Below are 22,582 nucleotides of genomic sequence, written 5' to 3'. Positions count from 1 at the left end.
TTATCGACGTTAAGGTGCGGGATGGGGATCGCTCGGCTCGTCTGTCGGCTGCTATCCGCAGATATCATGTTGACGGTCCCTCCACCCTGGCTCCTACATACCGCGTAGGAGCCGGGAGGAACATACAAGCCATGCTCGGCTTCGGCACACAAGCAGTCGAGCATGGCTCGACGCCAGACAAGGCGGGTCACCCTGCCAACACGCCCTGCCCGCGCATGCGCGGTGCCAGCGCCGCGTGCATCACGGCCAGGTGCATTACGACTGCCAGTTCCGGGGCATGCCGGTCATCACCCGCGCGCCACTGCTGTGCCATCTGGGCCGCATCGGCCGGCAACAGGGCCAGCAGCTGGGCGTCATCCAGCGAATCGGCAGCGCCCTGCAGCTGTCGCGCCAGCTGCCGCGACTGCCACACATGCACACCGATGCTGAGGCTGGCCAGCGACATCAGGACCACGGCCAGCCCGTGCTCGAACCACTGCGACAGCACTTCCGGCCCCCACAGCAGGGCCGCCAACACCGCCATGCCCGGCAGACGCCAGCCCAGCCAATGGATGCGACCGCGCTGCGACCAATGCACCACCACCGCACTGGCGACCAGTGCTGCGGCCGCTGTGGCCGGCAGTTCGGTCAGCGCGGTGGCCGCAAGCAGCACGCCCAGCACGGCCCAGACCCAACCGGGGGGCAAGGCCCGCCGCTGGTAGTCGGCCCCGACGGGCCCGACCAGCTGTCGCAGGCTGCGTTGTTGGCTTGCATCGGTCACCCACAGTCTCCGTGTTTGTCCTGGCCCGGATGGTCGCCGCCAGTGTGTCGCAAATTCGTGCCAGGGACGTTACCAATCCGCTATGACGGAGGCTCTACAACTTGTTGCGGATTGCCAAGGTGACTGTTCAGCTGTTTTGGCGTAGCATTGCCAGCGTTGGGCAGGCACTGAGCGTGGCGACACGAAACAGGCCTTGTACCTTGCAGAACTTGAAGAAACCGGGGGTGCATTGGTTTCGACGGGGGTTGTGAAGTCGCCTGGCGCATGCCGAGGGGGTAGCTTTCCTCGTAAATCCAGCTGCAAAACTCTAGTTGCCAACGACGACAACTACGCTCTGGCCGCTTAAGGCCTAAGCCTCGAAACCGCTTGTGTCCATGCTCGCGGTGTAGAGTCACTATCATGGAATCGCGCTGGACGGCTGCCTGTCAGTCCGGCACTAGAACACAACAGGCTGGTTCCCGGATGCGCTTCGCGCACCGTGCTGTTCGGGGACGAGATCCAACGGTGAGCTAAGCATGTAGTGCTGGGGATGGAGTGCCTTCGGACGGCGGTTCAATTCCGCCCACCTCCACCATCTGTATGGCCTGTCGAGGCCGCAAGAAGCCGGATCTCCCGTCAATGGAGTTCCGGCTTTTTTGTTTTCCGAGGATGGCGCCTCCTCTGCTGTACCGACATTCCCCGATGCCACCCGCATGGGGAGCCAGTCACAGAAGCTGAGATCCGGATCCAGTAGAGTCCCTGCGTCACACGACGTGACCCGAAACCTGAAAGGACATCAGATGAAGCGCATCACACTGTTTGTGGGCTTGGCCGTGGCGTTGGCACTGGGGCAGGCTTCCGCTGCCACGCCAGGCTCCCGCTATCTGCAGCTGACCGCTGACCAGCGCGTACAACCCGGCACGGCAACCCTGCTTTCGAGCACCATCGATCTGAACGCCCCTGGATGGGTATACGTGCAGTCGGATGGACGGTACTTCCCTGGCGGCCGCTCTGCCGCCAACGCCTACATCACCATCAACGGTGAGGTGGTCTCCAACGACAGCTACATCGACTGGCGGCAGTCGACATCGGCCCAACAGCACTCCTTCAATGTCATCGGTGCCAAGTACCTGCCCGCCGGACACCATACGGTCAACCTGGCCGGACAGGCCATCGGTTCGGCCGTCAATTTCGGCTCCGCCAGCAACCTTTCCGTGCTCATCACATCTGCAGGCTCGGTAACCAACAGCAGCCTTCCGAGTGACACCGCGCAGCTGGACTTCAATACCGTCGGCAGCCCTGAAGGAATGGCGTTGCAGGCCAAGGACCGCAAGCTGCTGATGACTGCCCAGGCCGGCAATCCCGGTGGCCCCATCGTGGCCATGGCTTCCGGCCGCGCGTTCGCATGGGGCAACTACGGCGATGGCATGATGGGAATTTTCCTGAACGAGCAGGAGCCCGGCATCGAATCGATGACCTGGTCGATCAATGACATCTTCAGTGGCGCAGAAACGCAGGCTCCCTTCTATTCGCAAGGCCTGTTCGTCAATCCGCCGGCTTACAGCACTGTCAGCTTCGTCGCGTCCGAATCGCCGTACTACCAGCCGCAGGACGCCAACACCAACAACGTAAAGTACAAGTTCGGCGCCAACTCCCGACTGGTGACGCTGTCCAACGGCTTTGGCGTGGTCGGAAAGGGGTTGAACCCTGGATTCAACTACGCCGCCGCAGGCCCCTACCGCCGCTTCGCCTATGTCTGCGTCGGGACCAATGGCTTCGCGCCGGGCTGTCCGTCAGCGGGCTCGCAGGTGGTCATTGGCGAGGGCCAGGTCTGCATTCCGCAGGGGCACAACGGCGTGGTGCTTTTCTCGACAAAGTCCCGCGTGCAGGGTGACCCGAACGACGGTGGCGGAAGCGTGTTCCTGTTCCTGAAGATCGATGGCCAGCAGGTGGGCAGCCTCGGCACCCAGCAGTTGGGCTCCAAGCCGGACTCGGTCAGCACCCGTACCATCTCCGCCAGCTACCTGAGCGCGGGATCGTCCGCGCTGGGAACGGGCTGCCACACCGTGCAGGCCGTGGCCCAGGTACTAGGAGATTTCCGCCACATGTCGCTCAATGCCGACATGCCGCTGGTCTGGTTCGACTGACCCATCACGCCGAATGTGGCCGGTGGCCGGGATCTGTTCGCCCCGCCACCGGCTATCCCGCGACACATTAAAGAATCTGCCATGAAAGCTCCCGTCGCCCTCACCCTGTTCCTCGTCACCCTCGCCGCCGCCCAACCCGCGCACGCCGCGGCACCGGCCATCGCGCTCCCCGGCACCGCCACGCTGGAAGCCCTGCTGGCCTGCAAGGCCGGCTCGGACTTCAGCGAGGCCGACGCCATCGATGCACTGCAGGCCGCTGGCCTGGCCGGGAAACCGGGTGGCACCTTCGAGCCGGAGGACAAGCCGGTCGCCCTGTTCGGCGGTACCGTCACCAGTGCCGATGTGAACGTGGCCGAGGGCGAGAAGAGCCTCTTCGTCTACTTGAACGGCATTGACGCCACGCATCTGGCCACAGCGTGGTCAGTGAACACGGTCAACAAACACGCCAACACGGAGGAACCTTCATACGTGAAGACCACCGACAAGCGCCACACCCTGCACGTGATCGCAGGCGACGACTACGAAGGCTATTCCGCTGCCGTGAAGTGCCAGATCACCCGGTAGCGGGTTGATCCCCGCTACAGCCAACGCCGCACACGTTGGCGGAACAACGGATACACCTCGGGGAAGCGCGCCAGCAACGCCCGCTCTTCCGGCATGATCTGCAACCAGGTGATGTAGAGCACGAACAACGGCACAGCCAGCAACGCGACCATGTTCTGCAGGTACAACATTGCGCCAGTGAGGATCGTTGCCTGGCCCAGATACATCGGATTGCGCGTGTAACGGTACATGCCGCGCGTGACCAGCGCGCTTGATGCCGAAGGGCGCAGCGGATTGACCGTGGTGCGCGCCCGCTGGAACGCAAGCTTCGGCAGCAGGTTCAGCGCCACACCGATCGCCATCACCCCGCCTGACATCAGCGCCCGCATCGGCAGGGGCAACACCGCCTCCGGCCACAGTCGGCTCCCAAGCCAGCCGATCCCCGCGCACAGCAGCATCACCAGCGGCGGCGGGATCCGGGTCTCAAGCCACGTCATCGCAGTCCCTGCATAACTCCATTCGCCGCAGTGTCACACGGGAATGGCTGAATCGCCCAAGGCGGCCTGGCCCAAACCTACCGTCCGGTCTATTCCGCTTTGACAGGCCGGCCGCTAGAGTGGCGCCACCGCGAAGGAGGATCGCATGGCTACCACGGGCTTGGGCTTGATCGGCCGCACGACCCTCATCATCACCGTGCTGCTCGCCCTGGGCGGCTGCGCGACGCTGCGCCAGTTCGGGCCGTCGGTGCAGGTTGCCTCGGTCACGCCCGGCCAGTACATCGCGCTCAAGCGCGGTGACATCCTGACCTCCGGCAAGCTCAGCGCGGCGACCATCGAGACCCTGCGCGTGGCCGGGCTCGACGAGGGCGTCTGTGCCAAGCCCGGCCTGCCCTGCATCGAGGCGATGGAAAGCAGCATCGTGGTGCGTGAGGAAGACAAGCGCTCCAGCCTGGCCGAGCTGTGGCTGCAGTATGCGATGACCCTGCCGGCGCCAAAACGCGAGTACTCGGCATCCGGCCGCGCCAAGACCGCAATCACCGAGCTGGATGCCGACTTCCAGCCACGCCTCGATGCGTGGATGCAGGTCGCGCGCCAGGCCTATGCCTATCTGTTCTTCACCGAGCGCACGGCGAACCAGCGCGGCTTCGAAGACCGCCAGACCCAGGTGCGCGATTACTACAACCTGGCTGTGCAGGAAGCCTCGGTGCAGCTTTACAACGCCTATGCCACCGGGCGCGTGCACGGCCAGGCCAGCCATTTCCAGCTGGGCCGCTGGACCTTCGTGCTGGCCCCTTCAGACGAAGCATCGGCGCTGGACCAGCGTACCCCCAGCGAGCTGGTGCCCGCCGCCTCGCTGTCGTTCACCGGTACGCTGCGAAGCGTGCATCGCCGCGATGGCTTCGGTGCCGAACTGGTGGCAGTGATGGATGACCCGGCCGGCAGCACGGCCACCACGCCTCCGGCAGCGGCGCAGGCAACGCAGGCAAGCCGTCCCGCCACGCAGAGCTGGAGCGAGATGCCCTCGCCATCGATGACGGTGCTGCTGCGCTTCTCGGGAAAAAACCTGTGGGAGGTGCTGCACGATGACGAGCCGGAGCTGGAGATCCACGATCCCTACCAGGTTGCGGAAGTGACCCTGCACGGCCAGCAGGTGCCACTGGCGGCCAACTTCACTGCCGGCTATGCGCTGTGGCTGGCCCGCTCCAACTTCAGCCGACAGTCGTTGCGCACGCTGTTCGGTGGCAAGGGCGGCATCGACACGCCGCATCTGTACATGATGCAGCCCTACGACCCGAACCGCCGCGTGCTGCTGATGATCCATGGCCTGGCCAGCAGTCCGGAAGCCTGGGTCAACGTGGCCAACGAACTGCTGCGCGACGACGAGATCCGCCAGGAGTTCCAGGTCTGGCAGTTCTATTACCCGACCAACATGCCTATCGCGATGAGCCACGATGCGATGCGCCACACGCTGGCTGAAGTGTTCAAGCACTTCGACCCCAGCGGCAAGGCGCAGGCCTCGCATGACATGGTGCTGGTGGGGCACAGCATGGGCGGGGTGATCGCACGGTTGATGATCTCCTCCTCCGGCGACCACCTGGTCGACACCCTGCTGGCCACCGCGCAGATGACGCCCGCCCAGCGCGAACTGCTGCGCACCAAAGGCGCACCGGTGCTGACCTTCCTGCCGGAACCGGAAGTGTCCCGCGTGGTGTTCATCGCCACGCCGCATCGCGGTACCGACGTGGCGGGCACCCGTCTCGGCCGTTGGATCGGCCGGCTGGTGCGGTTGCCACTGACCGTGCTGGAAGACGTCGCCACCATCGCCAACGACGGCCAGATCGACCGCAATGACGGCAAGCACGGCTACCAGATGAACAGCATCCAGAACCTGGACAAGGACGATCCCTTCGTCCGCGCGGTGGCCGACCTGCCGATGTCGCCGAAGGTGCACTACCACTCGATCATCGCCCGCGCCAAGGCCGATGGGCCGCTGGAAAAGACCGACGACGGGCTGGTGCCCTACTGGAGCTCGCACCTGCCGCACGCGGATTCGGAGAAGGTGATCGTGTCCGGACACAGCGTGCAGGAAGCTACGCCGGCCATCGTCGAGCTGCGGCGGATCCTGCATGAGGACATGCAGGAACACGGGCGAACGGGAAAGTAGGCCGCCGTCCCGACAGATCAGGCACCGGCCGTACGCCGCGAGAACGTGCCATGCAGCGCCGCCGGAATCGCAAAGCCCTCCATGCGCACCTCGGGCCGATAGTCGGCGCTGGGGGTGAAGCGGAACTCGCGTGCCAGCAGCGCGCACAGCAATACCAGCTGTGCGTTGCCGACCGCCGATCCCACGCAGGAACGCGTGGGGAAGCCATAGGGCACATAGATGCCGGCGGTACGCTTGCGCCGTTCGGGCAGCCAGCGATCGGGATCGAACTGCAGCGGGTCATCCCAGTACTTCGCCGAGCGATGCTGGATGAACGAACTCAACTCGAACACTGTGCCTTCGGCGATGGCCTGCCCTTCCACCTGCAGATCGCAGGCGGCCACCCGACGGTTGTTGAAGGGCGTGGAGTACAGCCGCATCACTTCCTTCAGGAAGCGCATCGTGCAGGGAATCCTGGCCATCGGCAGCGCATGGATCTCCGCATCCGAGAGCGGCGCGAATTCCTCCTCGATGCGCTGGCGCCAGTGTGGATGCATCTGCATCGCCAACAGCAGGCAGGCAGCCATCATGCCGGGCACGCCGGAAATGGCGATCAGCTGCACGGTGACCAGGTAGATGACCTTGTCCAGGCCGATGCGCTCTCGCAGGCTCAGCAATGACTGCGCGTAGTCCAGCGCCGAACGCCCGCTGCGGACCCGGCGCTTGAGTTCGGCGGCGATCGCCCGTGATTCGCCACGGCCGATGAGGAAATTGCGCAGCAGGTGGCGGCGATGGATGACCTGCTCGACCTGGGTGGTGTAGCGCAGATGCAGGGCGCGTTCGATGGCTGCGGTGCCGCGGGCATCGAGCCCGTCGATCACCAGTGGCACCAGCGGATGCGCCATCACCTTCCACACGGCTGGCGTGGCATCCAGCTCGCGCCCGCACAGTGCGTCCAATGCCTGCCGCATGCGCGACTGCAACGCCTCCAGAGTCTGTGCACTGGTGAGGTCAGCACTGCGCGTGGCAATCAGGCTGCGCACTTCGGTCCAGCGCACGCGTTCGTGTCGGCGGAACAGGTCGGCCAGCGACTCGACCACGAACAGGTGCTCGGAATTCTCCTTGTCGACCTTGCCGGCCAGTTCCGGGCAGAAAACCCCGATACCGCCGGTTTCCAGTTTCAGCACCGGCCCCTCGCGCTCCACGCGCGCAGCCAGGCGCTCGGCAGCAATGGCGCTGCCTTCATTCGACATCCCTTGCATGCAGTGCGTCTCCGGCAGGAAGGGACTCGAAAGACGAGTCCCTTCGTCTTGCTACCGCTCAATCGCGGGTTTGGCCCGCAGGATCAGAATTCGACCCACAGAGGCCAGGTATCCCACACGCTGCTCTTTTCGTTCGGATGAATATTCAGAGTGACGCGCAATGCTCGGGCGAATCTTTTCATTTTCATTCCTTTGCTTGCTGTGTGGTTATGCCGGGATTATCCCGGCACCGGCTAGATAACACGACATAATCCCGCTGTCCAACCGGCCGGGTGGCGCGCTGCAGCATCCGGGTTGCGTCCGATTGAGGGGAATCCCTCATCGCGCCTGCGCACGCAGCCTCCTATGCTGGGCTCACTTTCCCCCAACGGAGGTCTGCATGAACACGCAAGAGCCCAGCCGCCAGCCCAGCCCCGATCCGGCCGAGCGCGATGCCTTCTTCCCGTCGCCGTATTCGCTGTCGCAGTTCACCTCGCCCAAGAGCGACCTGTCCGGCGCCGACTATCCGGATGCACGCCGCGATGGCCGCTGGAAGGTGCTGATGATCGCCGCCGACGAGCGCTATCTGCCGACCGCCAATGGCCACCTGTTCTCCACCGGGAACCATCCGGTGGAAACCCTGCTGCCGATGTACCACCTGGACAAGGCCGGCTTCGACATCGACGTGGCGACGCTGTCCGGCAACGCCGTCAAATTCGAATGGTGGGCCTTCCCGCACGAGGACCGCGAGATCGGCGCCCTGTACGAACGCTACCAGGCACGCTTCCGCCAGCCGTTGCAGCTGGATGAGGTGGTGGCCGGCCTGGGAGCCGATTCAGACTATGCCGCCATCTTCATTCCCGGTGGCCACGGCGCACTGATCGGCCTGCCGGAGAGCGCGGCGGTGAAGGCCACGCTGCAGTGGGCCATGGCCGGGCAGCGCCACATCATCACGCTCTGCCATGGCCCGGCGGCGCTGCTGGCGGCGGGCGTCGACGAAGCCGAGGGTGACTCGCTGTTCCGTGGCTACCGCATCTGTGCCTTCCCCGACGCAATGGACCGGCAGACACCGGAGATCGGCTACATGCCGGGGCAGCTGCGCTGGTTCTTCGGTGAGCGTCTGGCCCAGCAGGGCGTGCAGATCGTCAATGAGGGCATCGATGGCAGCGTGCTGCAGGATCGGCTGCTGCTGACCGGCGACAGTCCGCTGGCTGGCAACGCGCTGGGCAAGCTGGCCGCGCGTACGCTGCTCGACGCGTTGGCCGGGCGCTGAGCCTGTGCCCACGCTGGTGCCCGCGTTGCTGGAACTGGAACAGGCGCGCTCACTGGCCGCGGTGGGCGGCGTGCTGCGCCGCGCCGCCTCACCACTGGGCTACGACCGCCTGCTGGTGTTCGCCACTGCAACCGGCCTGGAACGCGGCGCACAGCGCGTGTACTGGATCGAAGGTGACTGGTACGACGACGGCAGCGCCACCGGGCTCGCCCGCTACCTGCACGCCTGCCCGGTCAATCGCCATGTACTGGACAGCACTGCTCCGTTCTTCTGGAGCAAGCGCCAGGGCGTGCGCGGCGAACGCTATGTGGTGGTGAAGCAGCCGCGCGGCGATGGCCTGCATGGGCTGCAGGTTCCAGTGTTCGGCCCGACCGGTCTGGAAGGCGCGGTCAGCTTCGCCGGCACCTCGATTGATGCGTCCGCCAGCGCGCGCGTGCTGCTGGACATGGTCGGCACCTCCGCCTTCCGTGCGGCGCGGCGTCTGGCCGAAGCGCGGGCGGAGGCTCCCGCGGGCACCTTGAGCGCGCGCGAACGTGAAGTGCTGCGCTGGGTCGCGGCCGGGCGGCGCCAGGCGGACATCGCGGCCACACTGGGGCTGTCTGCGCGCACGGTGGAGAACCACCTGCGTCGAGCGCGGCAACGGCTGGGCGTGGCCACCACCGCGCAGGCGGTGCGCGCGGCCGGCCGCCGAGGCGAGATTGACGACTGAGCCACGCATGTGGCCACCGTCATGCGCGCCGCGGCGTCAACGTACCGATGAAGTCGACCGGGATGGCAAAGCCCTCCAGCTGCATCCAGGGTGCTGGCACCTCCTGCACCGACAACTCGAAATCGCGGGTCACCAGCGCGCAGAACAGCAGCAGCTGGGCATGGCCGACCGCGCTGCCGATGCAGGCACGCGATGAGAATCCGAACGGGACATAGGCGCCCTTGTTGGCCTGGCGGCGCTCGGGCAACCAGCGATCCGGATCGAAGCTGTCCGGGTTCTGCCAGTACTCCGGCGAATGATGCTGGAAGTAGGACGACAGCTCGTATGCTCCACCCTTGCGGATGCAGACACCCTCGATGTCGATATCGTGCGAGGCGGGACGATGCAGGGCGAACAGTCCCGGCCAAAGCCGCAGAGTTTCCTTGACGAAACGCGACGTGCACGGCAGGGACTTGATCGGCAGTGCATACAGCTGCTCCAGGCTCAGCGCCGAGGTTTCCTCGCGAATGCGCGCATGCCAGTGCGGAAAACGGTGCATCGCGTAGAGCAGGCTGGCGGCAGTGATACCGGGCAGGCCCGACATGCCGGCCAGCACCATCGACACCAGATAGGCCACCCGGTCCACCCCGACCCGTTCTACCAGCGGCAGCAGCGATTGCAGGAAGTCCTCGCGCGGCGCGCTCTGCTGCGCACGACGCCGGATGTGCCGTGACACGGTGCGCGCCGCGCGGCGGGAAAGGTGGAAGTCGATGATCCGCCGCCAGAACGAGAAGTTCTGCAGCACGATGGCGTTGTAGCGGGTCCTCTGCTCGCCGATGAGGGCGTCGACGTCGTTGCGGCTGAGGCCATCGATCAGCAGCGGCAACAGTGACTGCGAGATCGTCCACCAGCTCAGTTCGCTGAGGTCATGCGCACGATCAGCACGCTGGGCGAGGAAGCCGTGCATGCGCGCGTAGAGATCGCGCATGTGCCCGGGGCTGGCCAGACGTCCGGCCTGTTCGCTCAGCAGTCCACGCACCTCACGCCATGCGACGGGGTCGCGGGCACGGCGCAGGCCAAGATAGTCAATCAGCGAATCCGGTACCGTGTGCCGGTCGGTGTTGGCCTTGTCGACCCTGACCGCCAGGGCCGGATCAAAGATGCCGACAACATCATTGTTGAAGCGCAGGACCGGCCCTTCGCGGCGCACGCGATCGAGCAGGTCGTCGATGGAAACCACTTCCGCATCCGCTGCACGCTCATCCATGCCCTGCCCCCCGATGCCAGGGAAGATCATCGACCTTCCCTGGCGATGTCATCGACTATGTGGCGTCCTTCCGGTCAGAAGATGTTCCAGTAGCGATACTTGGAACGGATGCACTGGGTGGAATTGTCCGAACGCAGGTTCAGCGACACCTGCAGCGCGCGAATCAATCGTGTCATGGCACAGCTCCTTGTGGTTCCGTTGTGGGTTTGCTGCTGCGATGCCGGGTTCAATGGCCGGCACGGCCGTTCTAGCACGCAGGCCCGGCCTGACGGGTCAATGCGCCGTCAAGGCCAGGCTGAATACGCCCATTCCCGACAGATGCCGCCAGCGCGTGCACAGCCATCCACCGGCAATCCGTGCGATGCTCCGTGAAACCGTTTTCATGGAATGGAGGGATTCCACGATGTTGTCGCGTTTCCGTCGCCCCGCGCTGTCTGCGCTGTTGGCGCTTGTCCTGCCTCTGACCAGCGCCTGGGCCGCAGCCCCTGCGCCGTTGAAGGTGATGTCGTTCAATGTGCGCACCCCGGCCGATACCGAAGCCGGCAAGCGCTGGCCCGACCGTCGCGATGCGATGGTGAAGGTCATCCTCGACGCGCACCCCGCGGTGATCGGTACCCAGGAGCTGGTGCAGGAGCAGGCCGACTACCTTGCCGAGCACCTGCCCGGATACCGTTGGTTCGGCGAGGGCCGCCGCGGCGGCAGCGGCGACGAGCACATGGGCGTGTTCTACGACAGCAAGGTGCTGGCGATCGAGGAATCAGGCAACTTCTGGCTGTCTGATACGCCCGATGTACCCGGCAGCATCACCTGGGGCAACCTGTATCCACGCATGGTCACCTGGGCGCTGTTCCGCCGCATCGGCGACGGCCGCCGCTTCTACTTCATGAACACCCACCTGCCCTACCGCGACGAGGACGAACCACGACGGGTGAAGGGTGCCGAGCTGATCGGGAGGCGCGTGGCCAAGCTGCCGGCCGACCTGCCGGTGGTGCTGACCGGTGACTTCAACAGCGAACCCGGCGGCAACACCTACGAGGCATTCACCCGCGTACTGCACGACACCCGTACCCAGGTGAAGACCCCGCAGGGCCCGCGACTGACCTTCCACGATTTCACTGGCAAGGCCACCGCGCAGCTGGACTGGGTGCTGGTGCGCGGTTTCCACGCGCGCAGCTTCCTGACCGATGACCGCCGCATCGATGGCGTGCTGCCATCGGATCATTTCCCGCTGGTGGTCGAGCTGGACTGGCCGAAGCACTGACCCTGCACGGCAGCCGCAGCTACAGCGGCGGCTGCCGCGACAGCAGGCGATACAGGGCCTGATGCTGATCGCGCGCCTGGCAGATGCGGGCCCCTATCGCCAGGAACACCGCCACGCCGATCAGGCCCAGTCCCAGCATCGAATCCTGCAGGCGCAGGAAACCGACCGCTGCGGCCATCGTCGCCAACACCAGCAGCACGACGACTGCCACTGACAGCCCCGCACCCGGTGGACCCGGATCACCGAACAACATCCGTTGAGTATCCCGCCTTCCGTCCGCCATCGCCTGTCCTCCCGAGTGCCTGACCCACTAGTTACACGGCGGGCTCGCAATCCGGCAGAGTCAGAAACGTCACGAAGGTGAAGACGTACACGGAATGCAGCGCGCTACCCTGCCGCGTACCCTTCGAACTGCGGAGCAGCACATGGCACACCAGAGCCGGCTGGCTGGATTCATCATCGACTGCCAGGACCTTCCCGCCGACGAAGGCGCCCGTTTCTGGGCCGCCGCGCTCGGCCTGCAGGCACAGGCGGCGCGTGCCGAAGGGGGCGCCGAGTATGCCGACCTGCTGGGCGCACCGGCGGGCCTGGACGTTGAAGTCCAGCGGGTCGATCACCCGTCACGGGTGCATCTGGACATCGAGAGCGACGACATCGATGCCGAGGCCGACCGCCTGGAAAAACTCGGCGCCCGTCGCATCGGCTTCGTCAAACGCTGGTGGGTGATGGAAGCGCCCAGCGGCCATCGCTTCTGCATCGTGCGCATGCGCGAGCGTGAGGTGCCGGCCAATCAGTGGCCCTGAAAGCAGAAGGGGACGGAAGCCACTGCCTCCGTCCCCCCGGATTCACTGCACCTGCGCCACGCTCGGTTGCTGCGGTGATTGCCCCCAGCCGCCCAGCGCCTTGTACACGCCCACCACGCTGACGTTGACCTCGGACTCGGCCGCCGCCAACGCATCATCGGCCGCCAGCTGCGTGCGCTGCGCATCCAGCAGGGTCAGGAAGTCTTCCGAGCCCTCGCGATAGCGGATCTGCGCCAGCGATTCGGCACGCCGTGCCGCCTGCGCCTGCTCGACCACGATCGCCAATCGTGCCTGCTGCTTGGAATAGCGGGTCAGCGCGTTCTCGGTGTCTTCCAGGGCCAGCAGTACCGCCTGCTCATACTGCGCGGCCACGCCTTCGGCTTCAGCCTTGCTGGCACGCAGGCGTGCACGCACGGTACCGAAGTCGAATGCTGCCCAGCTCAGCGACGGGGTCAGCGACCAGGCCTTGTTGTTGCCATTGACCAGGCCACTGGCATCGCCGCCGAGGAACCCGACGAAGCCGGACAGCGACAACCGCGGGAACAGGTCCGCAGTGGCCACGCCCACGCGTGCGGTCGCAGCCGCCAGGCGACGCTCGGCCACGCGCACGTCGGCGCGCTGGCGCAGCAGTTCGCGGGTATCGCCCAGCGGCAGTGCCTTGGCGAAGGCCGGCACGTCGTGCGGCGCGAGCATGTCGGTCAGCACTTCCGGGCGCTGGCCGAGCAGCACGGCCAGCCGGTTGCGCGACTGCGCCTCGGCCACTTCCAGCAACGGGATGTCGGCCTCGATCGCCTTCAGGCGGGCACGGCTGCTCTGCACATCCAGCTCGCTGCCGGCGCCCAGCTCCCAGCGTGCCTCGGTCAGCTTCTGCGTATCGCGCAGGTTTTCCAGCGTGTGCTGGGCCACCGCGATGCGCTTCTGCGTACCGCGCAGCTCGAAGTAGTTGCGTGCCACTTCGGCGGCGACCAGGACCTGCGCATCGGCCAGGTTGGCCTGCTCGGCACCTAGGTCCGCGCGCGCGGCTTCGGCGGCACGGCGCTTGCGGCCGAACAGATCCAGCTCCCAGCCGGCGTCGAAGCCGAGCTGGTAGCTTTCACTGAACACCCGCTGCCCATCCAGCTGCGGATCGGGTTGCTTGCGGCGGTCGTAGCTGCCGCCAGCGGTGACGTGCGGAGCCTGGTCGAAGCGGCTTTCCACGAACACCGCGCGGGCCTGGCTGACGCGGGCCACGGCCACGCGAAGGTCCAGGTTGTCCGACAGTGCGCCGTGCACCAGCTGTTCCAGCACCGGATCATCGAACTGCGCCCACCAGCTGGCGACCGGCGAAGCGGTACTGAACACCGGCTGCTGTGCACCCTGCAGGACCACCGGTTCCTGCACCGGGGCCTTGTAGTTCGGGCCGACGCTGACACAGCCCGCCAGCACCAGGCTGGAGACGGCCATCGCCAACGTGCGGATCACCATGGCAGCACCTCGCCCAGGTAGGTGAAGCTGCCGCTGGCACCGGTTTCACCGATCAGCGCCATTTCCACGCTGGAACGCGCGCCTTCGCTGATTTCGATCTCGCCGTTGCCGCCGTTCATGTCGGTCTTCACGTAACCCGGATGCACGGTGTTGACCTTGATCGGGGTATTGCGCAGTTCGTACGCCAGGCTCAGGGTCCAGCTGTTCACTGCGGCCTTGGACGCGTTGTAGGCCGGGATCTTGAAGTCGTAGATGCCCGAGGTCGGGTCGGCATGCAGGGTCTGCGAACCGAGCATGCTCGACACGTTGACGATGCGCCCGGACTTGGCCTGCCTGATCAGCGGCAGGAAGGCCTGGGTGACTGCGACCAGCGCATACACGTTGGTGTCGAAGGTGCGCTTCCAGGTATCGAGCGACTGCTCCGACGGTGCCTGCGCCGGGTTCTCGATCATGATGCCGGCGTTGTTGACCAGGATGTCGAGGCGGCCATGGCGCTGGCGCACCTGCTCGACCGCTTCGGCGATGCTGGCCGCGTCGGTCACGTCCAGCTGCAGGGCTTCGACCGGCAGGCCTTCAGTCTGCAGCTTCAGGGCCAGCTCCACCGCCGTTTCGCGCTTGCGACCGGCCAGCAGCGTGTGCACGCCGGCCTCTGCCAGCTGGCGCACGGTTTCCAGGCCGATGCCACGGGTAGCGCCAGTGACCAGCGCGATCTTGTTCTGATGGGTATTCATGGATGCATGCCTTGTCTGTGGGAAGAGTGGCCGCCGGCCAACGACCGGCGGCGGAGTTCCGTATCAGTGGTGGATGGTCGGTTCGCCGTGCTGCACCAGCTGGCCGCCACCGTTGCGGGTAACCAGCTTGCGCAGCGCCACGTAGAACACCGGGGTGAGGAACAGGCCGAACAGGGTCACGCCCAGCATGCCGGCAAACACCGTGATGCCGGTCACCGAGCGCACTTCGGCGCCTGCACCGTGCGACAGCACCAGCGGCACCGTGCCGGCGATGAACGCGATGGAGGTCATCACGATCGGGCGCAGGCGCAGGCGGCAGGCTTCCAGCGCGGCTTCAACGATGCCCTTGCCACCCATCTCCAGCTCTCTGGCGAATTCGACGATCAGGATCGCGTTCTTGCACGCCAGGCCCATCAGCACCACCAGGCCGACCTGCACGAACACGTTGTTGTCACCGCCGGTCAGCCACACGCCGAACAGCGCGGACAGCAGGGTCATCGGCACGATCAGGATCACCGCCAGCGGCAGCGACCAGCTCTCGTACAGCGCGGCCAGCACCAGGAAGGCCAGCATGATCGCCACCGGGAACACGATGAAGGCGGCCTTGCCCTGGGTTGCCTGCTGGTAGCTCAGGTCGGTCCATTCGGTGGTCATGCCGACCGGCAGTACCTTGCCGGCGATCTCGGTCAGTTTGGTCATCGCCTCGGCCGAGGACAGCAGGCGCGGGTCGGCTTCACCGGCCAGGTCCGCTGCCGGATAGCCATTGAAGCGCAGCACCGGGTCCGGGCCGAAGGTCTGCTTGATGGTGACCATCGAACCGATCGGCACCATCTCGCCGCGGTCGTTGCGGGTACGCAGCTTGCCGATGTCCTCGACCGTCTCACGGAACGGACCATCTGCCTGGGCGATCACCTGCCAGGTGCGGCCGAACTGGTTGAAGTCGTTGACGTAGGCCGAACCCAGGTAGGTCTGCAACGTGTCGAACAGCTCGGTGAGCTGCACGCCCTGTGCCTTGGCCTTGACGCGGTCCACCTCGGCATCGAGCTGCGGCACGTTGGCCTGGTAGCTGGAGATCGGGAAGGCCATGCCTGGGGTCTGCGCGACGGTGCCCTGCATGGCCTGCACGGCATTCTGCAGTGCGCCGTAGCCGAGGTTGCCACGGTCCTCGATGAACATCTGGTAGCCGTTGCCATTGCCCAGGCCGAGGATCGGCGGCGGCATCATCGCGAACGCGAAGCCTTCCTGCAGGCCGGCGATCTTCTGGTTGATCTCGGCATTGATCTGTGCGGCGGTGCGGCCATGGCGCTCGGCGAACGGCTTGAGCGGGATGAACGCCACACCGGTGTTCGGCGTGTTGGTGAACTGCAGCGCGTTCAGACCGGGGAACGAGATGGTGTGAGCGACGCCATCGGTTTCCTGGGCGATCTTGGCGACCTTGCGCAGCATTTCATCGGTACGCGCAATCGACGAACCTTCCGGCAGCTTCACACCGGCGATCAGGTACAGCTTGTCCTGGGTCGGAATGAAGCCCGGCGGCACCAGCTTGAAGATCACGCCGGTACCGACCAGCAGGATCGCGTAGACCACGAACACCGCACCGCGGCGGCCGAGGATGCGGGCCACACCACGCTCGTACTTCTCCGAACTGGACTTGAAGAAGCGGTTGAACGGACGGAATACCCAGCCGAACAGGCGGTCGATCAGGCGGCTCGGGCCGTCCTTCGGAGCGCCATGGGCCTTCAGCAGGCGCGCGGCCAGGGCCGGCGACAGGGTCAGCGAGTTGATCGCCGAGATCACCGTGGAGATGGCGATGGTGACGGCGAACTGCTTGTAGAACTGGCCGGTGACACCGGACAGGAAGGCCATGGGCACGAACACGGCGCACAGCACCAGCGCGATCGCCACGATCGGGCCGGACACTTCGCGCATGGCCTGGTGGGCCGCGGCGGTGGGCGACAGGCCTTCCTCGATGTTGCGCTCGACGTTCTCCACCACCACGATCGCGTCGTCGACCACGATGCCGATCGCCAGCACCAGGCCGAACAGGCTCAGCGTATTGATCGAGAAGCCCAGCAGGTACAGCGCGGCGAAGGTACCCACCACCGACACCGGCACCGCGATCAACGGGATGATCGAGGCACGCCAGGTCTGCAGGAACAGGATCACCACCAGCACCACCAGGGCGATCGCTTCCAGCAGCGTGGAGACCACGGCCTTGATCGAGTCGCGCACGAAGATGGTGGTGTCATACACCGCTTCGTACTTCACGTCGGCCGGCATGGTCTTCTGCATCTCGTCCATCGTCGAGATGACCTGGTCACGGATTTCCAGCGCGTTGGCACCCGGCGACTGGAAGATGCCGATACCCACCGCGTTCTTGCCGTCCAGCTGCGAGCGCAGGGTGTAGTCGCCCGCACCCAGTTCCAGGCGGGCCACGTCGGACAGGCGCACGATCTCGCCATCGGTGCCGCTCTTGAGCACGATGTCGCCGAATTCCTTTTCGGTCTTCAGCCGGCCCTGGGCATTGATCAGGGTCAGGAACTTGCTGTCCGGCAGCGGTTCGGCGCCGAGCTGGCCGGCCGAAACCTGCACGTTCTGCTCGCGCATGGCACGCACCACGTCGCTGGCGGTCAGGCCGCGCGAGGCGACCTTGTCCGGGTCCAGCCAGGCACGCATGGCGTAGTCGCCGCCACCGAAGATCTGCGCGTCACCCACGCCCGGAATGCGCGCCAGCGCATCCTTGACGTGCAGGCGGGCGTAGTTGCGCAGGTACAGGGTGTCGTACTTGCCTTGCGGCGAGGTCAGGTGCACCACCATCAGGAAGGTGGGCGACTGCTTCTGCGTGGTCACGCCCTGCCGGCGCACGTCCTCGGGCAGGCGTGCCTGGGCCTGGGCCACACGGTTCTGCACCTTCACCGCCGCCGCGTCCGGGTCCGTGCCCGGGCGGAAGGTGACGGTCATCTGCAGCACGCCGTCCGAGCCGGCAACCGACTTCAGGTACATCATGCCTTCGACGCCGTTGATCGCCTCTTCAAGCGGCGTGGCGACGGTCTCGGCAATGACCTTGGGATTGGCGCCCGGATAGACCGTGCGCACGACCACCGACGGCGGCACCACTTCGGGGTACTCACTGATCGGCAGGATCGGAATCGTGATCAGGCCTGCGGCGAAGATCACGATCGACAGCACCGCCGCGAAGATCGGCCTGTCAATGAAGAAACGGGAAAAGTCCATGGAGGAATTCCTGGGAAAGGCGTTCGGCGGGCAACAGCCACCCTGCCCCTCGCCGGGATGACGAAGGCAGGGGAGGCTGCCGCTGGCGCCGGCAGCTAAGCGGGGACGCGGATCAGGAGCCGGCGGATCAGTGCTTCAGGGCAGCGGTGGCATCGCGGCCCGGTGCCGGCGCCGGCTGTGGCTGCATCGCCACCGCCTTGGCCTGCACCGGCATGCCCGGCATGAAGACCTTCTGCACGCCGTCGATGATCACCTTGTCACCGGCGGCCAGGCCGTGCTCGACGATACGCAGGCCGTCGGCGGTGCGGCCGAGCTGGATGTCGCGGCGCTGGGCCTTGCCATCCTTGTCGACCACGTAGACGTACTTGCGGTCCTGGTCGGTCAGCACGGCCTTGTCATCGATCAGCATGGCCTGGAACTGGCCGCTGCCGAGCAGCTGCACGCGGGCGAACAGGCCCGGCGTGAACTGGCGGTCGGCGTTGTCCAGCAGCGCACGGACGCGGATGGTGCCGGTGCTGCGGGCCACCTGGTTGTCGAGGAAGTCGACCTTGCCCGTGTGCGGGTAGCCTTCTTCACCGGACAGGCCGACCTTCACCGGCAGCGCGCTGTCACGCTCGCTCGGGCGCTCGCCCTTGCGTGCCATCTGGGCGTAGCGCAGGAAGGTGCTTTCGTCGGCATCGAAGTAGACGAACACGGTGTCCAGCGAGACCAGCGTGGTCAGCACGCTGGCGCTGTCGCCGGCGGTGACAAGGTTGCCGGCGGTGACCATCGCGCGGCCGGCACGGCCGTCGATCGGTGCCCGCACCTTGGTGAACTCAAGATTGAGGCGGGCTGCATCCAATGCTGCCTGCGCGGCCTGCACGGCGGCGCCGGACTGGTCGGCAGCGGCACGGCGCTGCTCGGCGGTCTCGGTGGAGATCGCCTGCTGCTCGGACAGCCGCTTGGCGCGCTCGGACTCGCTGCGGGCCAGCGTGGCCTGGGTACGGGCGCGGGCCAGTTCGGCGGCCGCCCGATCGTACTCGGCCTGGTAGCTGCGCGCGTCGATGGTGAAGAGCACTTCGCCCTTCTTCACTTCCTGGCCTTCGACATAGTTGACCTTGTCGATGTAGCCGGACACGCGCGGACGCAGCTCAACGCTCTGTACCGCTTCGACGCGGCCGCTGAACTCGTCCCATTGGCTGACCTGCTTGACCAGCACCGGCGCGGCGCTGACCTGCGGCGGCGGCGGTGCACCGCCTTCTTCGGCATGGCCGCCGCTGCAGGCCGCAAGCACGGCCGCGGCGAGGATCGACACGCCGGCCATCGCAATGCGATGGCCGAAACGATGTGGGGTGGTATTGGGGGAAGTCATGGCATGCATCCGTACGGAGGGGTGGTACAGCTATATGAGAACGTGTTGCAAAAATCGGCGGCGAATACTGCGACCTCAACCATGGTTGAGGTCAAGCGATGCCTGCGGTGTCGCGCCACAGCGGAGGAACTTCCAGGTGCAGCAGGCCACGCGGCAATTCGGCATCGCTGCTGTCGCAGCGGACGATGGCGCGGTTGTCGCGGCACCCATCAAGCAGGGAGACCACACGACGACCGACCAGCAGCGAGCTGGGCCACTCGATGCAGGCATTGGCCGCGTTGGCCGGGGTACACACCGGGCTGCACACTTCCAGCATCTGCGCGCGCACGCCCAGCGCCTGCGCTTCCTGGTGCACCACCTGCGCATACATGCGCAGTGCGGCGGTGGTGATCGAGGTCTCGCCGTAGCCCGCCCAGGGCTTGGCGTTGGCCGGGCTGCCGATCATCACGTAGCGACGCGCGTGCACGTTGTCCTGCAGCAGCGGCAACAGGTGGCGCACGGCGTGCACGTGCGGCATCAGATCGGCCTGCATCGCGCCCAGCAGTTCATCGCCGTTGCGGTCGGTCACCCGGCCGCGACGGTAGGGGCCACCCATCGCAGCGATCACTGCCGCCAGCGGGCGCGGGCGCTGCGCGATGCGTTCGGCCAGCGCGCGTGCCGAGTCGTCATCGCTGAGCGAACCCAGCAGCGTCTCCAGTCCGGGCTCATCCGCGAACTGCTCACGCAGCGCGGCCAGCCGGCCCGGATCGCGGCCAACCACCAGCACCGGGCTGCCGGCTTCCAGCAAAGCGCCGACCACGCCCTGGCCGACGGCACCGGTACCGCCAAGGACCAGGACTTCGGGCGTCAGTATCCCATTCACGGGACATTTCCTCCCAAATCCGGGATAGTCCCGATCCGACGCAGGCGATCGCCCTTGTGCGGGACCAGGCGGATGGCACCGCCACGCTGCTGACGCATGGGCGCGGTAAACTCACGAAAGTCCTTGTGTACCAAGGAACTCGGACGGGCTTCGACGGTCATCGCCAGGTCCAGGGTGTTCTGGCCGGCGTTCCGGAGTCGGGCAAGAATGTTGCGCAGGCTCATGGCGGACGGGCTCCAATTAACGAATGGCGCCACGATAGACCTCAAACCTTTACTTGATTAGTCCTGATTAAGGGGAATAATCATCCCGCTCCCGGTCCAATCGTTCTGTCACGATTGTCCCATCCCCGACGTCCAGGATCCCCGACCATGTCCCACGATCTCAACGAGACGCTGATCTTCGTCAAAGTGGTCGAGCAAGGCAGCTTCATTGCCGCTGCCAAATCGCTCGGCCTGCCCAAGACCACGGTCAGCCGCAAAGTGCAGGAGCTGGAAACGCGCCTGGGTGCGCGCCTGCTGCACCGGACCACGCGCCGCCTCGGCCTGACCGAAGCCGGTTCGATCTACCACGAACACTGCCAGCGCATCGCACGCGAGCTTGAAGAGGCCGAAAGCGCGGTGAGCCAGCTGCAGTCCGGCCCGCGCGGCTGGCTGCGCTTCACCGTGCCCTACTCGATCGGCATCACCTGGATCGCCCCGCTGCTGGGCCAGTTCCATGCGCAGTATCCAGAGATCCGCCTGGACATGCACATGGGCAACGAGAAGCTGGACCTGATTGCCGGTGAAGCGGACCTGGCGCTGCGCGTGGGTGCCCTGCCCGATTCCAACCTGGTCGCGCGCAAGCTGGGCAGCCTGCGCACGCAGGTGTTCGCCAGTCCGGCCTACATTGAGCGCTATGGCGAACCGCTGCATCCGGAAGAGCTGCAGTTCCATCGCATCCTGGCGATGCGCAAGCCGTACCATACCGGCAACTCGCCGCGCTTCACCTGGCAGCTGGGCGAGAACGGCGGCGAACTGCGCGACTTCCCGGTCACCCCGCTGATGACCGCCAACGACATGTCTGCGTTGAATGGTGCATTGGTCTGTGGCGAAGGCCTGCTGCTGACCGGTGATGTGATGGCCAAGCCGTTCGTCGAATCGGGCATGGTGCGCCGCGTGCTGGCCGGCTGGACCGGCCCGGAAGTGGACTTCAATGCCGTGTTCGCCGGCGGCCGCCTGGTCTCGCCGAAGGTGCGTGCGTTTGTCGACTTCCTGGTCGAGAAGCTCAACTTCGATGCCAATTACATGCTGGCGCAGTGCCCGGGCGCGAAGCTGGCACAGCAGCAGAAGGCACAGGAAGATGCCGCGCTGGAAAGCAGTGGCAAGCGGATCCTGGAGAAGGTGGCGGCTTCGGCGGCGTAACCTGCAACAAGAGCGCCTATCCATCTCCTGGTAGATGCCGACCTTGGTCGGCATGGCTTACAGAGGAAGTCGAGCGCGGCTCGACTCTGCATGCGCTGTCGGCGTGCCGAGCAACGCTCGGCACCCACAAAAATGCCGCCTGCAAGGGCGGCATTTTCGTTCCGGCCGATGGCCGGACCGGCTCAAGCAGTAACGCTACGCGTTACTGCTTGAGCGGAATCACCCGAATCTCGACGCGGCGGTTCTTGGCGCGGCCGGCATCGGTGCTGTTGTCGGCAATCGGGTAAGCCTTGCCGGCGCCCAGGGTTTCGATACGCACGCTCTGCACGCCCTGGCCGATCAGGTACTGCGCGACCGAGTCGGCGCGTTCCTTCGACAGGCGGTTGTTGACCGCGTCGCTGCCGATGCTGTCGGTGTGGCCAACCACTTCGATCATGGTCTGGTTATACTCCCGCAGCGTACCGGCCACGCCGTTGAGCGAACCATAGAACTGCGGCTTCAGGGTCGCCTTGCCGAAGTCAAAGGTGATGCCGTCCGGAAGGTTCAGCATGATGTTGTCGCCCTGGCGCTGCACATCGATGCCGGTGTTGGCGGTGCGCTCGCGCAGTGCGCGTTCCTGGCGATCCTGGTACTGGCCGACGGCGGCACCGCTGAGTGCGCCGATACCGGCACCGATCAGCGCGTGCTGGCGCCGCTCGGTAGCACTGTCGCCGGTCAGCAGGCCGGCCGCCACGCCGATGGCGGTACCGATCAGCGCGTTGCGGCCGGTCCGGTTCTGCTGTTCGGTCGGGTTACCGTACTGGTCACTCTGCACATAGGAGCCGCCGGTGGCGCAGGCCGACAGGACGGCCGCACTCATCAGGGCCAGTGCGACGTTGCGGGTGGTGTTGCGGATCATGAGGTTCTCCTTTGTTTCCGGTCGGCCGGCGGCT

At 65.8% G+C, this 22,582-nt stretch carries 20 protein-coding genes and 1 other RNA gene; 9 read left to right on the top strand and 12 right to left on the bottom strand.

Going from position 1 to position 22,582, the window contains the following annotated elements; translation table 11 throughout:
- Positions 1-187 precede the first annotated feature (187 nt).
- On the bottom strand, positions 188-760 hold the full coding sequence (locus tag AC5P66_RS03600; protein ID WP_049439503.1) for a hypothetical protein: 573 nt from the start codon (positions 758-760) through the stop codon (positions 188-190).
- Positions 761-980: 220 nt separating this feature from the next.
- Here AC5P66_RS03600 and ssrA point away from each other — a divergent pair.
- The 3 genes from ssrA (at position 981) to AC5P66_RS03585 (ending at position 3,450) form a co-directional block, all read left to right on the top strand.
- Positions 981-1,334, top strand: a transfer-messenger RNA (tmRNA) gene (ssrA, locus tag AC5P66_RS03595).
- Positions 1,335-1,395: 61 nt separating this feature from the next.
- Positions 1,396-2,886: a hypothetical protein gene (locus tag AC5P66_RS03590; protein ID WP_143566459.1), complete on the top strand. Its 1,491-nt coding sequence runs from the start codon at positions 1,396-1,398 to the stop codon at positions 2,884-2,886.
- Positions 2,887-2,967: 81 nt separating this feature from the next.
- Positions 2,968-3,450: a hypothetical protein gene (locus AC5P66_RS03585; RefSeq protein ID WP_099494594.1), complete on the top strand. Its 483-nt coding sequence runs from the start codon at positions 2,968-2,970 to the stop codon at positions 3,448-3,450.
- Positions 3,451-3,464: 14 nt separating this feature from the next.
- Here the strand turns inward: AC5P66_RS03585 and AC5P66_RS03580 are convergent, their stop codons facing one another.
- Complete coding sequence (locus AC5P66_RS03580; protein WP_099494593.1) at positions 3,465-3,926, bottom strand: methyltransferase family protein; 462 nt, start codon at positions 3,924-3,926, stop codon at positions 3,465-3,467.
- A gap of 145 nt (positions 3,927-4,071) precedes the next feature.
- On the opposite strand from AC5P66_RS03580, the gene AC5P66_RS03575 reads away from it, so the two are divergent.
- Positions 4,072-6,093, top strand: a complete 2,022-nt coding sequence (locus AC5P66_RS03575; RefSeq protein WP_049414605.1) for an esterase/lipase family protein — start codon at positions 4,072-4,074, stop codon at positions 6,091-6,093.
- A gap of 17 nt (positions 6,094-6,110) precedes the next feature.
- Here the strand turns inward: AC5P66_RS03575 and AC5P66_RS03570 are convergent, their stop codons facing one another.
- Complete coding sequence (locus tag AC5P66_RS03570; protein ID WP_065426567.1) at positions 6,111-7,334, bottom strand: cytochrome P450; 1,224 nt, start codon at positions 7,332-7,334, stop codon at positions 6,111-6,113.
- Between the two features lie 379 nt (positions 7,335-7,713).
- Between AC5P66_RS03570 and hchA the strand changes: the two genes are divergently transcribed.
- Together hchA and AC5P66_RS03560 are read left to right on the top strand one after the other, a co-directional pair.
- On the top strand, positions 7,714-8,586 hold the full coding sequence (gene hchA, locus AC5P66_RS03565; protein ID WP_099494592.1) for a glyoxalase III HchA: 873 nt from the start codon (positions 7,714-7,716) through the stop codon (positions 8,584-8,586).
- A 4-nt stretch (positions 8,587-8,590) separates the two neighbouring features.
- Positions 8,591-9,295, top strand: coding sequence for a PA1136 family autoinducer-binding transcriptional regulator (locus AC5P66_RS03560; RefSeq protein WP_049439510.1), 705 nt, complete (start codon positions 8,591-8,593; stop codon positions 9,293-9,295).
- A gap of 19 nt (positions 9,296-9,314) precedes the next feature.
- Here the strand turns inward: AC5P66_RS03560 and AC5P66_RS03555 are convergent, their stop codons facing one another.
- A complete protein-coding gene (locus AC5P66_RS03555; protein ID WP_241898805.1) occupies positions 9,315-10,571 on the bottom strand; it encodes a cytochrome P450 in 1,257 nt (418 codons plus the stop codon).
- 373 nt (positions 10,572-10,944) lie between these two features.
- Between AC5P66_RS03555 and AC5P66_RS03550 the strand changes: the two genes are divergently transcribed.
- The gene (locus AC5P66_RS03550) at positions 10,945-11,802 is read left to right on the top strand and encodes an endonuclease/exonuclease/phosphatase family protein (protein ID WP_111097083.1); all 858 of its coding nucleotides are present in this window, start codon (positions 10,945-10,947) and stop codon (positions 11,800-11,802) included.
- 19 nt (positions 11,803-11,821) lie between these two features.
- On the opposite strand, the gene AC5P66_RS03545 is transcribed toward AC5P66_RS03550, so the two are convergent.
- Positions 11,822-12,085 carry a hypothetical protein gene (locus tag AC5P66_RS03545; protein ID WP_049414598.1) on the bottom strand — a complete coding sequence of 88 codons (264 nt, stop codon included), beginning with the start codon at positions 12,083-12,085 and terminating at the stop codon, positions 11,822-11,824.
- A gap of 142 nt (positions 12,086-12,227) precedes the next feature.
- On the opposite strand from AC5P66_RS03545, the gene AC5P66_RS03540 reads away from it, so the two are divergent.
- A complete protein-coding gene (locus tag AC5P66_RS03540; protein ID WP_049414413.1) occupies positions 12,228-12,605 on the top strand; it encodes a VOC family protein in 378 nt (125 codons plus the stop codon).
- A gap of 42 nt (positions 12,606-12,647) precedes the next feature.
- On the opposite strand, the gene AC5P66_RS03535 is transcribed toward AC5P66_RS03540, so the two are convergent.
- The 6 genes from AC5P66_RS03535 to AC5P66_RS03510 all read right to left on the bottom strand — a co-directional run bounded on the left by AC5P66_RS03535 (position 12,648) and on the right by AC5P66_RS03510 (position 20,471).
- Positions 12,648-14,069 carry an efflux transporter outer membrane subunit gene (locus tag AC5P66_RS03535; RefSeq protein WP_049414414.1) on the bottom strand — a complete coding sequence of 474 codons (1,422 nt, stop codon included), beginning with the start codon at positions 14,067-14,069 and terminating at the stop codon, positions 12,648-12,650.
- Positions 14,063-14,800 (bottom strand): SDR family oxidoreductase, encoded by a 738-nt coding sequence (locus AC5P66_RS03530; protein WP_049414415.1) that lies wholly within the window; start codon positions 14,798-14,800, stop codon positions 14,063-14,065. The genes AC5P66_RS03535 and AC5P66_RS03530 overlap by 7 nt, the downstream gene beginning before the upstream one ends.
- Positions 14,801-14,863: 63 nt before the next feature.
- A complete protein-coding gene (locus AC5P66_RS03525; protein ID WP_099494590.1) occupies positions 14,864-18,034 on the bottom strand; it encodes an efflux RND transporter permease subunit in 3,171 nt (1,056 codons plus the stop codon).
- Between the two features lie 127 nt (positions 18,035-18,161).
- Positions 18,162-19,385 carry an efflux RND transporter periplasmic adaptor subunit gene (locus tag AC5P66_RS03520; protein ID WP_099494589.1) on the bottom strand — a complete coding sequence of 408 codons (1,224 nt, stop codon included), beginning with the start codon at positions 19,383-19,385 and terminating at the stop codon, positions 18,162-18,164.
- A 91-nt stretch (positions 19,386-19,476) separates the two neighbouring features.
- On the bottom strand, positions 19,477-20,247 hold the full coding sequence (locus AC5P66_RS03515) for an SDR family NAD(P)-dependent oxidoreductase (protein ID WP_099494588.1): 771 nt from the start codon (positions 20,245-20,247) through the stop codon (positions 19,477-19,479).
- Positions 20,244-20,471 (bottom strand): hypothetical protein, encoded by a 228-nt coding sequence (locus AC5P66_RS03510; protein WP_049414419.1) that lies wholly within the window; start codon positions 20,469-20,471, stop codon positions 20,244-20,246. The genes AC5P66_RS03515 and AC5P66_RS03510 overlap by 4 nt, the downstream gene beginning before the upstream one ends.
- 147 nt (positions 20,472-20,618) lie before the next feature.
- Between AC5P66_RS03510 and AC5P66_RS03505 the strand changes: the two genes are divergently transcribed.
- Positions 20,619-21,650: a LysR family transcriptional regulator gene (locus AC5P66_RS03505; protein WP_005416157.1), complete on the top strand. Its 1,032-nt coding sequence runs from the start codon at positions 20,619-20,621 to the stop codon at positions 21,648-21,650.
- Positions 21,651-21,852: 202 nt separating this feature from the next.
- Here the strand turns inward: AC5P66_RS03505 and AC5P66_RS03500 are convergent, their stop codons facing one another.
- Positions 21,853-22,548, bottom strand: coding sequence for a YiaD family glycine zipper/OmpA-like lipoprotein (locus AC5P66_RS03500; protein WP_005416156.1), 696 nt, complete (start codon positions 22,546-22,548; stop codon positions 21,853-21,855).
- Between the last annotated feature and the right edge of the window lie 34 nt (positions 22,549-22,582).

The organism is Stenotrophomonas sp. YJH_SMC_122, from assembly GCF_059369535.1.
This window is presented reverse-complemented; position numbering and strand designations above follow the sequence as displayed.

Coding starts and splice junctions, on each gene's coding strand:
- hchA (WP_099494592.1), top strand. CDS start 7,714: ATGAACACGCAAGAGCCCAGCCGCCAGCCCAGCCCCGATCCGGCCGAG.
- AC5P66_RS03555 (WP_241898805.1), bottom strand. CDS start 10,571: ATGATCTTCCCTGGCATCGGGGGGCAGGGCATGGATGAGCGTGCAGCG.
- AC5P66_RS03530 (WP_049414415.1), bottom strand. CDS start 14,800: ATGAATACCCATCAGAACAAGATCGCGCTGGTCACTGGCGCTACCCGT.
- AC5P66_RS03575 (WP_049414605.1), top strand. CDS start 4,072: ATGGCTACCACGGGCTTGGGCTTGATCGGCCGCACGACCCTCATCATC.
- AC5P66_RS03550 (WP_111097083.1), top strand. CDS start 10,945: ATGTTGTCGCGTTTCCGTCGCCCCGCGCTGTCTGCGCTGTTGGCGCTT.
- AC5P66_RS03580 (WP_099494593.1), bottom strand. CDS start 3,926: ATGACGTGGCTTGAGACCCGGATCCCGCCGCCGCTGGTGATGCTGCTG.
- AC5P66_RS03510 (WP_049414419.1), bottom strand. CDS start 20,471: ATGAGCCTGCGCAACATTCTTGCCCGACTCCGGAACGCCGGCCAGAAC.
- AC5P66_RS03545 (WP_049414598.1), bottom strand. CDS start 12,085: ATGGCGGACGGAAGGCGGGATACTCAACGGATGTTGTTCGGTGATCCG.
- AC5P66_RS03505 (WP_005416157.1), top strand. CDS start 20,619: ATGTCCCACGATCTCAACGAGACGCTGATCTTCGTCAAAGTGGTCGAG.
- AC5P66_RS03500 (WP_005416156.1), bottom strand. CDS start 22,548: ATGATCCGCAACACCACCCGCAACGTCGCACTGGCCCTGATGAGTGCG.
- AC5P66_RS03520 (WP_099494589.1), bottom strand. CDS start 19,385: ATGACTTCCCCCAATACCACCCCACATCGTTTCGGCCATCGCATTGCG.
- AC5P66_RS03585 (WP_099494594.1), top strand. CDS start 2,968: ATGAAAGCTCCCGTCGCCCTCACCCTGTTCCTCGTCACCCTCGCCGCC.
- AC5P66_RS03525 (WP_099494590.1), bottom strand. CDS start 18,034: ATGGACTTTTCCCGTTTCTTCATTGACAGGCCGATCTTCGCGGCGGTG.
- AC5P66_RS03535 (WP_049414414.1), bottom strand. CDS start 14,069: ATGGTGATCCGCACGTTGGCGATGGCCGTCTCCAGCCTGGTGCTGGCG.
- AC5P66_RS03540 (WP_049414413.1), top strand. CDS start 12,228: ATGGCACACCAGAGCCGGCTGGCTGGATTCATCATCGACTGCCAGGAC.
- AC5P66_RS03570 (WP_065426567.1), bottom strand. CDS start 7,334: ATGCAAGGGATGTCGAATGAAGGCAGCGCCATTGCTGCCGAGCGCCTG.